General features: G+C 69.3%; 13 protein-coding genes. 9 read left to right on the top strand and 4 right to left on the bottom strand.

Annotated elements, in window-relative coordinates:
* Window positions 1-88: 88 nt before the first annotated feature.
* From DVK07_RS13365 to DVK07_RS13355, 3 genes are all read left to right on the top strand, one after another.
* Window positions 89-1192 (top strand): DoxX family protein, encoded by a 1104-nt coding sequence (locus DVK07_RS13365; RefSeq protein ID WP_121597529.1) that lies wholly within the window; start codon window positions 89-91, stop codon window positions 1190-1192.
* Window positions 1193-1282: 90 nt separating this feature from the next.
* Entirely contained in the window at window positions 1283-2569 is a 1287-nt protein-coding gene (locus DVK07_RS13360; protein WP_121597528.1) for a glucose-6-phosphate isomerase, read from the top strand.
* Between the two features lie 80 nt (window positions 2570-2649).
* A complete protein-coding gene (locus DVK07_RS13355; RefSeq protein WP_121597527.1) occupies window positions 2650-3384 on the top strand; it encodes a CPBP family intramembrane glutamic endopeptidase in 735 nt (244 codons plus the stop codon).
* Between the two features lie 519 nt (window positions 3385-3903).
* On the opposite strand, the gene DVK07_RS13345 is transcribed toward DVK07_RS13355, so the two are convergent.
* Window positions 3904-5199 (bottom strand): DNA double-strand break repair nuclease NurA, encoded by a 1296-nt coding sequence (locus DVK07_RS13345; RefSeq protein WP_121597525.1) that lies wholly within the window; start codon window positions 5197-5199, stop codon window positions 3904-3906.
* Window positions 5200-5524: 325 nt separating this feature from the next.
* On the opposite strand from DVK07_RS13345, the gene DVK07_RS13340 reads away from it, so the two are divergent.
* Window positions 5525-7435, top strand: coding sequence for a methyl-accepting chemotaxis protein (locus DVK07_RS13340; protein WP_121597524.1), 1911 nt, complete (start codon window positions 5525-5527; stop codon window positions 7433-7435).
* A 52-nt stretch (window positions 7436-7487) separates the two neighbouring features.
* On the opposite strand, the gene DVK07_RS13335 is transcribed toward DVK07_RS13340, so the two are convergent.
* Together DVK07_RS13335 and DVK07_RS13330 are read right to left on the bottom strand one after the other, a co-directional pair.
* On the bottom strand, window positions 7488-7895 hold the full coding sequence (locus DVK07_RS13335; RefSeq protein WP_121597523.1) for a hypothetical protein: 408 nt from the start codon (window positions 7893-7895) through the stop codon (window positions 7488-7490).
* Between the two features lies 1 nt (window position 7896).
* Window positions 7897-8406 (bottom strand): DUF2240 family protein, encoded by a 510-nt coding sequence (locus DVK07_RS13330; protein WP_199719514.1) that lies wholly within the window; start codon window positions 8404-8406, stop codon window positions 7897-7899.
* Between the two features lie 216 nt (window positions 8407-8622).
* Between DVK07_RS13330 and tnpA the strand changes: the two genes are divergently transcribed.
* Genes tnpA through DVK07_RS13310 form a run of 4 tightly spaced genes read left to right on the top strand, consistent with a single transcriptional unit; the run spans window position 8623 to window position 11898 of the window.
* The gene (gene tnpA, locus DVK07_RS13325; RefSeq protein ID WP_121597522.1) at window positions 8623-9012 is read left to right on the top strand and encodes an IS200/IS605 family transposase; all 390 of its coding nucleotides are present in this window, start codon (window positions 8623-8625) and stop codon (window positions 9010-9012) included.
* 2 nt (window positions 9013-9014) lie between these two features.
* Window positions 9015-10169: an RNA-guided endonuclease TnpB family protein gene (locus DVK07_RS13320; RefSeq protein ID WP_121597521.1), complete on the top strand. Its 1155-nt coding sequence runs from the start codon at window positions 9015-9017 to the stop codon at window positions 10167-10169.
* Window positions 10170-10227: 58 nt separating this feature from the next.
* Window positions 10228-11112 (top strand): aldo/keto reductase, encoded by an 885-nt coding sequence (locus DVK07_RS13315; protein WP_121597520.1) that lies wholly within the window; start codon window positions 10228-10230, stop codon window positions 11110-11112.
* Window positions 11113-11121: 9 nt separating this feature from the next.
* Window positions 11122-11898, top strand: coding sequence for a class I SAM-dependent methyltransferase (locus tag DVK07_RS13310; RefSeq protein WP_121597519.1), 777 nt, complete (start codon window positions 11122-11124; stop codon window positions 11896-11898).
* Between the two features lie 19 nt (window positions 11899-11917).
* Here DVK07_RS13310 and DVK07_RS13305 read toward each other — a convergent pair whose 3' ends face one another.
* The gene (locus tag DVK07_RS13305) at window positions 11918-13381 is read right to left on the bottom strand and encodes a Na+/H+ antiporter NhaC family protein (protein ID WP_121597518.1); all 1464 of its coding nucleotides are present in this window, start codon (window positions 13379-13381) and stop codon (window positions 11918-11920) included.
* Window positions 13382-13604: 223 nt separating this feature from the next.
* On the opposite strand from DVK07_RS13305, the gene DVK07_RS13300 reads away from it, so the two are divergent.
* Window positions 13605-14588 carry a GTPase gene (locus tag DVK07_RS13300; RefSeq protein ID WP_017344295.1) on the top strand — a complete coding sequence of 328 codons (984 nt, stop codon included), beginning with the start codon at window positions 13605-13607 and terminating at the stop codon, window positions 14586-14588.
* Window positions 14589-14781: the final 193 nt, after the last annotated feature.

Genomic DNA, 14781 nt, shown 5'->3' with positions numbered 1-14781 from the left:
CCCGAAGCGGCGCAAACCCGCCCCACAGGGTCCGATTCGAACGTTCGTGAAGAAATACCGTTAGGTGCGTTCGGCGCGTAAGCGAGGTATGTCCGTTCGCCACCGATCGGTCGCCGTCGCCGCGCTCGCGCTGCTCGCGACGCTCGCCGCGCGGCCGGTCGCGGCCCACGTCGACTACGTCACCGAGGACTCGGGCGATCCCCTCGACGCGGTCGCGTTCGTCGCCGAGGTGCTCTCCGACCCGTTCAACGCGGCGCTGTTCGCGGGGTCCGGGCTCCTCGCAGCGGCCGGAATCGCCGCGTATCTCTGGGTGCGTCCGACCGTCGTCGACGTCGTCGTCCTCCGCGAGAAGCTCGCCGGCTACGGCGACCTCGTCCCGTGGATGCTGCGGCTCGCCGTCGGACTCCCCCTCGTCGGCGCCGGCTTCCAGGGGTACCTGTTCGCGCCGACCCTCTCGTTCGACGTCGGCGCGAGCCCGCTGCTCCGCGTGCTCTTCATCGGGCTCGGCTTCTTCACCCTCTTCGGGCTCGCGACGCGGATCACCGCCGCGGCCGGCCTGCTGACGTACGCGTGGGTGCTCGTCGCCGGCGACCCCCTCGTCGTCCTCGCGGTGGAGTACGTCCCGGTGTTCCTCGCGCTGCTGATACTCGGCGGCGGTCGGCCGAGCGCCGACGACATGCTGCTGGCGGTGGCGAGCACGCCGGGGTCGTACTACGGCCGGATCGACCCCGTCCACCACCTGAAGTCGTTCCTCGACGAGGCGACCACCCCGCTGCGGCGCTATGTTCCGACGGTGCTCCGGGTCGGAATGGGCGTCTCGTTCGTCTACCTCGGGCTGATCCAGAAGCTCGCCGACCCCGGCAGCGCGCTGCTCGTCGTCGAGAAGTACGACCTCACGTCGGTCGTCCCCGTCGACCCGGGGCTGTGGGTCGTCGGCGCCGGCGTGACCGAGGTCGCCGTGGGGCTCGCGCTGATCGCGGGGTTCTTCACCCGCGGCGCGGCCGCGCTCTCGTTCGTGCTGTTCACGACGACGCTGTTCGGGCTCCCGGACGACCCGGTCCTCGCCCACGTGGCGCTGTTCGGCCTCGCCTCCGCCGTCTTCACGCTCGGCGCCGGCCCGCTCTCGTTCGACCGGTGGTTCGGTCGCCCCGCGCTCGACGACGGCGAGGAGCCGGTCGCGGCGGCCGACTGACCGGCGGCTCTCGCCCGTCGCTCCGGTCGGCGCCGGCGCGACGGCGGTCCGCCGGCGGTTTTTAAGTCGCTCTCGCGCGGTGAGGGTAGTATGCGAGTGGACCTCGGAAACGCCTTGGAGACGACCCCCGGGCTCACGACGGCAACGCTGGACAGACTCGACGACCGCGTCGCGGTCGCACACGAGCGGATCTCGGCGGGAATGGCCGACGACGAGTTCGGCTACGCCGCCCTGAACCTGCCGAAGGCCGCCGACCCGGACGCGATCTACGCCGCGGTCGACGGGTTCGACCGCCCCGAGGCGGTGCTGACGGTCGGCATCGGCGGGAGCGCGCTCGGCGCGGCGACGCTGTCGAACGCCCTGTCGAGCGACGTGGACGCGTACGTCCTCGACAACGTCGACCCCGACGACACGCGGGCGCTGCTCGCCGACCTCCCGCTCGACGACACCGTCGTCAACGTCGTCTCGAAGTCGGGGACGACCGCCGAGACGCTCGCGAACTTCCTCGTCGTGCGCGAGGCGATGGCCGACGGGGGCGTCGACTGGACCGAGCGCACGCTCGTCACGACGGGCGAGGAGGGGAACCTCCGCCAGCTGGCCGACCGCCACGATCTGCCCTCGCTGCCGGTCCCGGACGGGGTTCCCGGGCGGTTCTCCGCGCTGTCGACCGTCGGACTCGCGGTCGCCGCGCTCCAAGGCCACGACGTCGAGGCCGTCCTCGCGGGCGGCCGCGACGGGATAGAATCGCTCTCGGGGTCGCTGTACGAGTCGCCCGCGTACGCCTACGGCGCGGCGACGTACGCGCTCGCGGAGCGCGGCGCGCTCACCAACGCCGTGATGCCGTACGCGGAGTCGCTGGAGACGTTCGCGGAGTGGTTCGCCCAGCTGTGGGCCGAGAGCCTCGGGAAGGACGGGCTCGGGCAGACGCCGGCGCGCGCGCTGGGCGCGACCGACCAGCACTCCCAGCTCCAGTTGTACCGCGCCGGGCCGCCGGACAAGCTGGTGACGCTCCTGCGCCCGACCGAGCGCACAGAGGTGGCGATCCCGGAGACTGACCTCGACGGGCTCGCGTACCTCGGCAGGTCGTCGCTCGGCGGGCTGCTCGACGCCGAGTTCGAGGCGACCGAGGCGAGCCTCGCGGCCGCGGGGGTGCCGAACGTGCGCGTCGAGATCGACCGCGTCGACGAGCGGGCGCTCGGCGAGCTGCTCTTCGGGATGGAGGCCGCCTGCGTCCTCTACGGCGAGCTGGCGAGCGTCTCGACGTTCACGCAGCCCGCGGTCGAGTGGGGGAAGAAGGCGGCCCGCGGGCTGCTCGGCGGCGGCGACTTCGCTGAGGCCGAGGCGGTCGACGAGAAGCGCGAACTGCGGATCGACTGAAGCCCCGGGCCGCCGGGTCGGAGTCGACGCCGCCGATCCCTTCCGGTGCGCCTAAAGCCCCGCAAGCCGTGCCCTCGACAATGAGCGACGACCCCATCGCGGCCGCTGTCGGGGACCGGGTGTTCCGCCTCGCGAGCGCGCTGTTCGCGGTCGTGTTCGCGTTCCTCGTCGCGAACGCGATCACCGTGCCCGCGGCCACGCTCGCCGCCTCCGTCGGGCTGGTTTCGGAGGGGTCGACCGGCTACCAGGTGCTTCAGACACTGCTCCAGTTCGGGGCGCTGGCGCTCGGGGCCGTCGGCTACCTCGCGGTCACCGACGACTGGGAGATCGCCCGCGTCGCCCGGCCGGACGCCCGCGAGGCCGCGATCATCGTCGGCGGCGGGACCGGCCTCTTCGCGTTCCAGTACGGGGCGCTGTTCGCGCTCAGCCAGGTCGGCCTCACGACCGGGCAGAACCAGGCCGTCGTCCCCGCGGGCGACCCGGTGGTCTACTACCTCGCGATGATCGCGGTGTCGCTCGCGGTGGTCGGCCCGGTCGAGGAGCTGCTGTTCCGGGGCGTGGTTCAGGGCGGCGTCCGGCGCGCGTTCGACGCCGTCCCCGCGATCCTCATCGCGAGCCTCGCGTTCGGGCTGATCCACCTCCCCTCGGTCTCCGGAACGCCGGTCGAGCAGTGGGCGTACGTCGGCGTCGTGGTCGTCCTCGGCTCGGTCCTCGGCGCGCTCTACGAGTGGACGGACAACGTGGTAGTCCCGGGACTGGTCCACGGCATCTACAACGCGATCACGTACGCGTTGCTGTTGGCGGAGACGCTCTGAGGGCGGCCGCGACGTTTCTGCCGAGAATCGGGACCGAATTTTTGCGGTGGCGCGTGCCTGCGAGCGGCCGGAGCGAAGCGGAGGCCGCGAGGAGCACGCGCGAGGGACGCGGCGACCGGAGCGAAGCGGAGGGAGCCGCGAGGCTGGGGGGGTGTGAGGTGCTGTGCGGTGCGGGGTGGGACTCAAAGGGGCAGCCGCGAGGGCGGCGCAGACGACGCAAGCACCGCAGTGAGTGAGCGAAGCGAACGAACGAGGAGCGCAGCGAGTGTGCGCCGCCCTCGCGGCTGGGGCTTTGGCGGTGTTTTCTGTCGATCCGTTGGCGGCTATTTATAAATGAGCAGCTGGGGCTTTGGCGGTGTTTTCTGTCGATCCGTTGGCGGCTATTTATAAATGAGCAGCTGGGGCTTTGGCGGTGTTCCCCGCCGATCCAGAATCAGCAATTTATAAGCGAGCAGATAGGGATATAGCGGTGCTCTCTGCCATTCCGCAGTCAGCCATTTATAAGCAGTCGGCGGTAGTTCAGTACGTCTCTTTCCCCCACCGCAGGTCGTCGTAGGTGGCCTGCTGGTCGCTGCCGAGCCGCTCCTCGAACTTCCGGCGGAGCGCGGCCTTCTCGGTCGCGGAGATCCGCGCCAGCTCGTCCGCCTTCGAGACCGGCTCCGGCGGGCCGCGCGTCGCCGCCACCTCGGCGACCACCTGCCGGGTGAGCCGCTCGCGGGTCGCCGCGTCGCGGGTGAACGCGTACGGCGCCTCCAGCTTGTACGTCACGTCGGTCCGGGGGTCGTAGACGACCATGAACGTGGGCTCGTACAGCTCGGGGTCGAGCTCGCGCTCGACGCCGAGCGCGTCGCCGTCGGCGGCCATCGGCGCGTCCGCGCCGCCGCGGCTGCGGAACCAGGTGGTGAACGTGAGGTCGTCGTCGAGGCGAGCGCCGCGGGCGGCCGCGGGGTCGTCACCGTCCGTTCCGACGGGTTCGGCGCCGTCACCCTGCTCCCGCCGCTCCAGCAGCCGCGTGAAAAGCGCCGTGTCGTCGGGCCACGGCGACTCGACGCCGGCGCGCGAGAGCGCCCGGACCGCGGCGCCGCTCGCGGGGTTCTTGACGAAGCCGGCCAGCGGCACGCCGCGCTCGGCGAACCGCTCGACGAGGCGGACGTACTTCTCGATCACCGCGCGGGGCTTCGCCTCGCGGGCGAGCGCGCCGAGCTCGGGGTCGCGGTCGGCCCAGGTGAACAGCTCCTTCGGGTAGATGGGGCCGTCGAGGACGAGCAGCTCGTCGACCTCGTCGGCGCGGTCGAGCGCGTGAGTCCCCTCGGCGAGGTATAAGGCGAGCGCGTGGACGACCCGCTCGGCGTAGCGGTTCACCCGCGGGACGTGGAGGACGCGCTGTTTGGTGTGCCCCTCGTCGCGGCGGGTCCACTCGCTGTCGAAGCCGGCGGTCGAGTCGCCGGCGTGGACGGTGGCGACGATGGTGCGGTCGCGGTGGAGGTCGAGATCCGTCGGGGAGCTCGCCATCGCCGCGTGCGCGACGTCGACGACGAGGCCGTTTTTAAATGTCGTCGGGTTGATCGTCCCCGAGTCGAGGCCGTGGACCGTCTCGAACGGGCGCTCGGCGAGCGCCACGTCGTCGATGGCGGCCCGGCGGCGCTCGTGGTCGCCGAGCGCCGCGATCACGACCCGCCCGTCGCGGCGCAGTTCGGGGAGCCACTCGCGCCACACGCGCTCGGCGAGGTCGTCGTGGTCCGTCGCGTCCACGTCGCCGCCGATGCCGTACGCGAGCTGGGCGATGTTCTCGACGTGGATCGGATCGAGCGTCACGACCGTACGGCGGTCCGGACGGATATAAAAGTCGTCGGCCGCGCCGTCAAGGGCATCGCCGCGGTCCGGTGACGACTCGATCCGGCGAGCTGCTCGATCCGCCGAGCTGCTCGATCCGCCGAGCCGAGTCGAGGGACGGCCGATCGGGACCGCCGATCGACCGAACCAGTTCGGATTACGTCAATTTACCAGCAAAATGGGCCGAAAGAGGAGTCTCGTCAGCGAATGGCTCCAGTTTCTTAGCGTCGCTGCGCGCGCTAAACGACGGTATCAGGGATAATAGTTGGAGGCGATGTGTTTTTAAAACATACGACAACCCACGGGTATGGCAGAGACTGCGACCGGGATAGATTCGGGCGGATCGGGCGGGCTGACCGGGAGCGTACGAGAGGTGATCCGGTACATCCCTGACGGCACTTCGATGCCGGAAGAGATGTGGGCGCCGCGCCACCGGAACATCCTGATCGCGACCGTGGTACAGGTGCCGCTGTTGATCGCGATGGGGCTGTACAGCGGGACCGAGTCGATCACCGGCGCGCAGATCCCGGCGACGCCGCCGTGGATGCTCGGCGGGTTCGTCGCCGTCATCCTCGCGACCGCCGCGCTGGCGAACTGGTCGGGGCTCGGCCGCCGCCAGCGGACGGTGCTCACGGCGTTCAGCCTCATGACCGTCTCGATGGCGATGGTGAAGCTGTCGGGCGGGTACATCGAGGCGCACTTCAGCTTCTTCGTGTTCATCGGGGTGCTCGCGCTGTACGAGGACTGGCTCCCGTTCGCCGTCGGCGTCGCGTACGTGGCGATCGGCCACGGCGCGTTCAGCCTCATCGACTCGAGCCTCGTCTACAACCACACCGCGGCGATCGAGAACCCGATCGTCTGGGGCGGCATTCACGCGGTGTTCGTCCTCGCGCTCGCCGGCGCGCTGATGGTCAACTGGTACTCGATCGAGAAGTCGCGCGAGGCGGCGCGCGAGCAGCTCGAACTCGCCGAGCGGAAGCAGTCGGAGATACAGGACGTCGAGGCCGCCAAGGCGGAGGTCGAACAGCGCCGCGAGGAGGTCGAGCGGCTGAACAGCCACCTCGAGACGAAGGCTGACGACTACAGCGCCGCGATGGACCGGGCGGCCGACGGGGACCTGACCGTCCGGCTCGACGCCGAGAGCGAGAGCGAGGCGATGGCCCAGATCGGCGAGGCGTTCAACGGCATGATGGACGACATCGACGAGGCGATGGGCGAGGTCCGGTCGTTCGCTCAGGAGGTGTCGACCGCGAGCGCGAACACGGTCGACGGCGTCGAGACCGCGGCCGACCGGAGCGAGGCCGTCAGCCAGTCGGTCACGGAGATCGCCGAGGGGGCGGACGAGCAGCGCGAGATGCTCCGGCAGGTGTCCGACGAGATGAACGACCTCTCGGCGACGATCGAGGAGGTCGCCTCCTCGACCCAGACGGTCGTCGAGGTCGCGGAGCAGACCGCCGACATCGCCGACGACGGCGAGGAGACGGCCGAGGCCGCGATCGAGCGCGTCGAGGAGTCCCGCGAGGCGCTCGACTCCGCGGCGGGGACCGTCCAGGAGCTCGACGAGCGGATGGAGGACATCGGGGAAATCGTCGACCTCATCGGCGACATCGCCGAGCAGACGAACCTGCTCGCCCTGAACGCGAACATCGAGGCGGCCCGCGCCGGCGGCGGCGGTGGCGGCGGGAGCGACGGCTTCGCGGTCGTCGCCGACGAGGTGAAACAGCTCGCCGAGGAGACCCAGGACGCGGCCACGGAGATCGAGGAGCTGATCGGCGCCACGCAGTCGCAGACCGAGGGGACCGTCGAGGCGGTCCGGAGCGCCGAGGAGAACATCGCCGTCGGCGCCGACGCCGTCGAGGACGCCGCGGACGCGTTCGCGCGGGTGTCGGACAACGCCGCGGAGGCGGGCGAGGGGATCCGCGAGATCAGCCGCGCGACCGACGACCAGGCGGCCAGCACGGAGGAGACCGTCTCGATGGCCGAGGAGGTCGCGGACATCAGTGGGTCGACCGCCGACGAGGCGGACGCGGTCGCCGAGGCCGCCGACGAGCAGCTGACCGCGATGAACGAGGCGACGACGGAGGCCGGCTCGCTCGCGGAGCAGGCGGAGCGGCTCGGCGCGCTCGTCCGGGACTTCGACGTCTCCCGCGACGACGTCGACCCCGCCGCCGGTGCCGGGCCGAACGTCGCCGTCGGCGACGGCGGACAGCCGGAGTAGTCGACGACCGCGCGACGAGGACGCTTTTTATCAGTTCGGTGGCGGCCGTCGGCTACTCGTCGTCCGACGCGTTTCCGACCGCTTCGAGGACCGCGAGCGCCCGCTTCACCTGCGCGCCGTCCTCGACGAACACCAGCGTGCGCGGCGGGTGGACCGCCTTCGGACGCGCGCGGAGGTCGACCTCTATCGCCGCGTCCGCGGCGGCGTCCGGGGCGACGACCGCCTCGATCAGCGCGCGGTCCGGCTGGACGTGCACCTCGGCGAGCGCTTCGGTCGCGCCCTCGTCCGTTCCGGAGCCCTCGCGGGCGATCCGGTACGCCAGCGCGCCGTCCGCCGTCGGCTCGACGTCGCGGTCGGCGTCGACGACCGCCAGCCCGCGGAGGTCGCTCTCGTTGCCGGTCACCTCCGAGGCGAGAAGCTCGGCGATCCGGACGCCGTCGGCGAGGCGGTCCGTGACCATCTCAGGCCGCCTCCGAGTCGTCGGCGTCGTTCGAGCCGGTCGCCGTGCCCCCGTCGTCGCCCGCCGCGGCGGCGAGCTCCTCGCGCACGTCGGCCGCCAGCCGGTCGACCGCGGCGCCCTGCTCGCGGGCGTAGAGGACCGCGGCGGCCTCGATGGTGACCGCCAGGGCGCGCTGGCGCTCGTTGATCGCGGCGACCGCGCGCTGCTTCTCGACGCCCGCGGCCACGATGGCGTCGAGCGCGCTCTCGAAGGTGGACTGCTCGCGCAGGACCGACTCGTCCGGGGCGAACCCCTCCGGGACGGTCACCTCGGCCGGGTCGAACTGCGGGACTAAGTCGCCGTCCTCGGACGCCAGCAGCCCGCGACCGACGGCGACGTCGACGAGGCGCTTCGCCTGGTCGGGCGAGAACCACTCCCGCTCTAACGACAGCGCGACGACGAACTCCCCCTCCCCGAGCCGGTCCTGGGCCCGGGTCTTGAACGGGGCGGCGACGGCGACCTCCAGACTCATGTGCGAATCGGGGGGCGCCGACGGCGGTAAACCTACCGGACCGCATCCCGCTTCAGGGCGGCCGCGACGTCCGGCTTATAGCGGTAGCGAGGCGAAAGCCCACCCGTTTACGGGTGGGATGAAGTCGACAACTGGGAATCTATCCACGCTCGTAGCCACGGCTGGGGTTGGATGCTTGTGCAACATATTTAGGTGAAGATACTCTATATACTGACGATGCCTCGTGGGTTCGACAGGGAACGTACCAACGTCCACAAACTCCAGTACCACTTCATCTGGTGTTCGAAATACCGTAAATCGGTGCTTGAGGGCGAGGTACGCGACCGTCTCGAAGAACTCATCGAGGAGAAAGCCGACGAACTCGACCTCGAAATACTGGAGTTGGCGATTCGCCCCGACCACGTACACCTGTTCATCACGGGCGACCCGACGCTCGCCCCGAACAAGATAATGCAACAGGTCAAGGGCTACTCCTCGCGCCGACTTCGGGACGAGTTCGACTTCGGCTTGCCGTCGCTGTGGACGCGCTCGTACTTCGTCTCAAGCGCGGGCGACGTGTCCAGCGAAGTCATCGAGGAGTACATCGACACCCAAGCAGGTGAATAGTCATGCAACGGAACGTCTCGACCACGGTGCGAGTCAAACTCCACTCGCTGACCAACAGGAAAGCCGACCTACTCGCCCGCGAGTATGAGGCGTTCCAGACCGCAGTTCACGGCGGAGACGCTGACCTCTACTCCGCGACCGACCAGCAGGCGTCGAAAGTCCAGCGACAGAAAGACCCGAACCCCGACACCGAACAACCTGTCGTCCTCCGCAACGATGTGTTCGACGTGGCCTACGACGAGGATACTGTTCTCTCGTCGTGGTGGATCAAAGTCCCCGTCTACGACCCTGAACAGGGTCGGGGTAACTCCATCTGGTGTCCCGCTCACGTCCCGTACAAAGACGAACAACTCGTCCGTGAGGGCGACGTTCGGGACAGCGAGTTAGTGCGCCGTGACGGTAACTGGTACGTCCATCTCGTCGTGAGGCGGTCTGTGACCGTCCAAGACGAGTACGACGACGTGCTGGCTATCGACATGGGCGCACGGTGGGTCGCTACCTGCGCGTTCCTCTCCGACCGCAAGACCGCCTTCTACGGCGAGGAAGTCCGTCGCATCCGCGAACACTACAAGCAACTTCGCAAGTCCATCGGGAAAGCCAAACCCCGACAGGGACAGCAGGTGGTCAAGCGTATCGGTGACGCAGAAGCGCGGAAGGTGGACGAGCGTCTCCACAAGATTGCTCGCCAAATCGTGGAGGACGCCGAGGAACGGAACGCGGTCATCGTTGTGGGCGACCTCGGTGGGATTCGCAAGGACAACGACAAGGGACGGTACGTCAACGACAAGACCCACAAGATGCCGTTCGCTCGCCTGCTCAACTACATCGAGTACAAGGCCCACGACGCGGGTATCGACGTACAGTTGACCAATGAGTACGACACGTCGCAGACTTGTAATCGGTGTGCCTGTAAGGGCGTCCGTGAGACGCAGGGGCGATTCGAGTGTCCTGAGTGTGGGCTTGACGATAACGCGGACAAAAACGGTGCGCTGAATATCGGCAAACGAGCCTTGGGCAAGTTCTCGAAACCGCTGTCCGAGGCGGGGGCTGTACTGGCACAGCCCGAAACGCAGGTCATCGTCCCACGTGACGACGAACCTGCGAACCTCTCCGTGTCCGTGGGTTCAACCCCCAGTGGGGGAACCCCACGGCTTTAGCCGTGGGAGGATGTCAGGCCCGGCAACCGTTATGTCGGGCCAGCGAGATGGCGCACGTATGGAGACCCGCCCGCTCGGCGACACCGGCCACGACAGCACCGTCATGACGTTCGGCGCGATCGCGCTCAACTGGCTCGAACAGGAGGGCGCGAACCAGCTGGTCGAACACGTCCTCGACTACGGGGTCAATCACTTCGACGTGGCCCCGACGTACGGCGACGCGGAGCTGAAGCTCGGCCCGAAGCTCCGCCAACACCGCGAGGAGATCTTTCTCGGCTGTAAGACCCAAGAGCGGACCTACGAGGGCGCGTGGCGCAAGCTCGACCGGTCGCTGAACCGCCTCGGCGTCGAGAAGATCGATCTGTATCAGGTCCACGGGCTCGAGTACGACGAGGAGTTGAACGAGATCACGGGCGACGACGGGGCGCTCACGGGGTTTCGCGAGGCCAAAGAGCAGGGGCTGATCGACCACATCGGCCTGACGAGCCACGGCGACCCGGGACTCATCCTCGACGCGCTCGACCGTATCGACGACCTCGAATCGGTGATGTTCCCCCTGAACCCCGTCGTCGCCGGGAAGGACGGCGACGAGTACGACTACGAGGCGGTCCTCGCCCGCGCCGACGAGAAGAACGTCGGTACGCTGGGGATCAAGGCGTTCGCCGGCGGCTCGTGGCCGCCGACCGACGAGCTTCCAGAGGCGGACCGACCGTTCGCGAACTGGTACCGGCCGGTCACCGCGCCCGACGAGATCCGCGAGCGGTTCGACTTCGCTGCCGCACAGGGACTCACCAGCGTTATCAACGCCGGCGATCCGAAGCTCATCACCATGATCCTCGAGGCCGCGGCCGACTACGACGGCATGGACGAGGCCGCTCAGCGGTCGGTGATCGAACGGGCGCGCCACGACGACAGCCCGGTTCCCGAACAGCTCCACCACTGAGAACGGCGGATGGACGTGCCAGACACGGTCGCGACCGCGCTCGGCGACCGGCCGGTGACCGGGAGACGCTGTCTGGAGGCCGGTGCGGGCATGGGGAACGCGACCGCCGGACTGCTCGCGAACGGCGCCGCTCGGGTATACGCCGTGACGAACGACCCGGACCACGCGCGGACGACGCGCCGACGCGTCGCCGACAGCGGCGTCGCCGACAGCGGCGGCGACGGTAGCGACGGCGACGGTAGCGACCGCGGCAACGACGCCGACCGGCTGGCGGTGCTGAAGGCGGACCTCCGATCGATCCCGCTACCCGACGGCTCCGTCGACCTGATCACCGCGCACGGTCTGTGTAACGTCCTCGATCCCGCGGCGCTGTCGACGGTGGCCGAGGAGCTGTCACGGGTCGCGGCCCCGGGCGCGCACCTCGTCGTCGACGACTACGACCCGTTGCCAGACGGCACCGCGATCGGCGAGCTGTTCGCCGTCGAAAACGCCGCGTCGGAACTGGCCCGCTGCCGCCCGGCGCTCACCTTCTACCCGGCGGCGTTCCTGCGACGGTTCTTCGCGGGCCACGGCTGGGAGTTCGAGCGGGAGCGGACGCTCTTGGAGCCGGTCCCCTGGACCGAGAGTCACGTCTCGGCACACGCCGACGAGGCGGCCTCCATGGCCGCGGAATGTCCCGGTGAAGCGGGCGATACGCTGTCGGCAACCGCGCGTCGACTCGCGACCGAGATCGAGTCGGAATCAGTCGGACGGATGTACAGTCTCGCGTTTCGACGTCCGGGCTGAGGGCCTCGGAAGTCGCGGCTCAGTCGTCGTCGGTCGCCGCGGCCGGCTCGTCGGCGGCTGGCGCCCCGACCGAGACCGGGTTCGCGTCGATGGTGTATCCGGTCGCAGCCATGGCGAACAGCACGAGCGGCGAGAGGAACGCGAACAGGTAGTAGGGGGCGTACTCCAGCGTCGGCACGTCGGTGGCGCTCGCCATGAAGACGGCGCCCGCGTGCCACGGGAACAGCGCGCCGGTCGGCGTCCCGGCGGCCTCGACCGCGCGGGAGAGCTGGTCGGTGTCGAGGTCGAACTCGTCGTAGGTGTTCCGGAGCGTGACGCCCGGGAGGACGATGCTCATGTACTGCTGGGAGGTGAGCGCGTTGATGGCGATCGCGGAGACGCCGGTCCCCGCGACGAGCGCGCCCGGGCTCCGGACGGCCGACGTGAACGCGTGGGCGATCACCGCGAGGACGCCCGTGCGCTCCAAGATGCCGCCGAGCGAGAGCGCGGCGACGACGACCGTGATCGTCCACGCGGAGCCGGTGAGGCCGCCGGTGGCGAGGAGGTCGTTCACCGTCGCCGAGGACGACTCCGGCGCGGTCCCGGACATGAACACCTCCCACGCGGCGACGAAGCCGGTCCCCTGGAGGAGGATCGTCGTGAACGCGCCGGCGAACACGCCGGCGACGAGCGTCGGGAGCGCGGCGTAGCCGCGCAGCGCCAGCCCGAAGGTGACCACGAGCGGGACGAACGCGACGACCGTGATCGCGTACGTCTCCGTGAGCCCGCCCTGGATCTCGGCGATCCGGCCCGCCGGGATGGCCCCGCTCGTGCGGAGGCCGAGCGCGGCGAAGCCGAGGACCGCGAGCCCGAAGGCGATCGCGGTGCCGGTCCGCATCCGCCGGATGTGGCCGTACAGGTCGGTGTTGGTGACGCCGGCCGCGAGGTTCGTGGTGTCGGAGAGCGGCGACTGCTTGTCGCCGGCGTACGCGCCGGAGAGGACGGCCCCGACCGTCATCGGGGCGGGGACGCCGAGCCCGGCGCCGATGCCGACGAAGGCGACGCCGAGCGTCCCGACGGTGGTCCACGAGGAGCCGATCGCGAACGCGACGATCGCGGCGAGCACCGCGGCCGCCGGGAGGAACGTCGTCGGCGAGAGCACCTCCAGCCCGTAGTACATCAGGCTCGGGATGGTGCCGGCGCTGACCCACGTCGCGATCAGCCCGTAGATGGTGAAGATGATGAGGATCGCCTGAAGCCCCATCACGAGGCCGTTGGCGATACCGTCGAACAGCTCGTCCCAGTCGTAGCCGAGCCAGAGCCCGAAGGCGCCGACGAAGGCGATGCTCCAGAGGAGCGGCGGGTGCGGGTCCAAGCCGAGGACGGCCGAGCCGATGCCGAGGAACGCGACGACGGCGAGGACCGGGACCAGCGCCGCCGCGAGGCTCGGGCGGCGGTCCGGGTCGAGGTCCTCGTACGCCGTCGGCGTGAACGAGCGTGCCATGCGCGGCTATATTCCCTTGAAGCATAAGAACAACTCGAAATATGCGTGAAAAAGATAACGATCGTTCGTCTCGTTCGCGGCGGGGCCGCGAGCCCGAGGCGTCCGACGGGGCGACGGCGCGGCGCCCGCTCCCGTCACCCCGCGCGTCCGACCGTGTGCCGCCGTGTCGCGGCGGTCCGCGAACGGACGCTCTTATACGCGTCGGCGGTCAAGTCGGGGCAACATGATATTTGAGGGCCTCCCGACGACTCCGCGCTCCGAGGAGCTCGTCGACAAGGCGTTCTCGCGGGCGGCGCGGGCCGGGCGCGCGAAGCGCGGCCACGAGGCGCAGGAGTCGATGCTCCGGACCGCCGGCAACGTGCTCTCGGACAACTTGGAGAACGTCGTCACCTCGTGGCCCGACTTCGGCTTCGACGTCGACCCGTTCTACTACGAGCTCGCCGACGCCATCGTCGACGTCGACCGCCTCCGACAGGCGCTCTCGCAGGTGATGTGGGCCGGCCGCCAGATCGAGGACCTCCGCGACGAGTACACGACGAAGATCCGGAACTCCGACGTCGACACCGCGCGGAAACACCGGAAGCAGGCGTTCGCCCGCATGGCGGACGTGATGGACCAGATCGAGTCCGACCTGCGCTACATCGGCGACTCGCGGGACCAGCTGAAGGTCCTGCCGGAGATCGACCCCGACGAGCCCGCCATCGTCGTCGCGGGCTACCCGAACGTCGGGAAGTCCTCGTTCGTCAACCGCGTCACCCGCGCGTCCAACCAGATCGCGGAGTACCCGTTCACCACGAAGGGCGTCCAGATCGGCCACTTCGACCGAAACCACGTCCGGTACCAGATCGTCGACACGCCCGGCCTGCTCGACCGCCCGGAGGACGAGCGCAACGACATCGAGCGGCAGGCGGTGAGCGCCCTCGAACACCTCGCGGACGCCGTCGTCTTCGTCATCGACCCCTCCGGCGACTGCGGCTACCCCCTCGACGTCCAGCTTGAGCTTCGCGAGGAGGTCCGCGAGCTGTTCGGCGCGGACGTGCCGCTGCTCACCGTGGCGAACAAACACGACCGCTTCGAGGCGGTGAAGGCAGAGTCCGTCGACGCGACGATGAGCGTCACGGAGGAGGAGAACGTCGAGGACGTCCTCGACATGGCGGTCGACGCGGTCGGCTACGAGCCCGACCTCCCCACCCGCGACGGGGAGTAATCACGGGAGTGAGTGTCGCAGATCGATGGCGATGAAACGGTATTTAAATATCCGTGAGCGACAGCTGGTCGCGTAAAGTTAGAGGATGAGGCGTTCGACTTCAGAGTGCTTATGGCCGAAATCGAACGCCTCACCGAAGGTATCGCGTGGATCGACTTGTCGTTTGTGGAGCGAGATAGGACTCCACGCTGGG

Source organism: Halorubrum sp. Atlit-26R (genome assembly GCF_003666015.1).
Classification (GTDB): Archaea; Halobacteriota; Halobacteria; order Halobacteriales; family Haloferacaceae; genus Halorubrum.
Note: the sequence above shows the minus strand (reverse complement) of the source record. Positions and strands in the feature narration are given on the sequence as shown.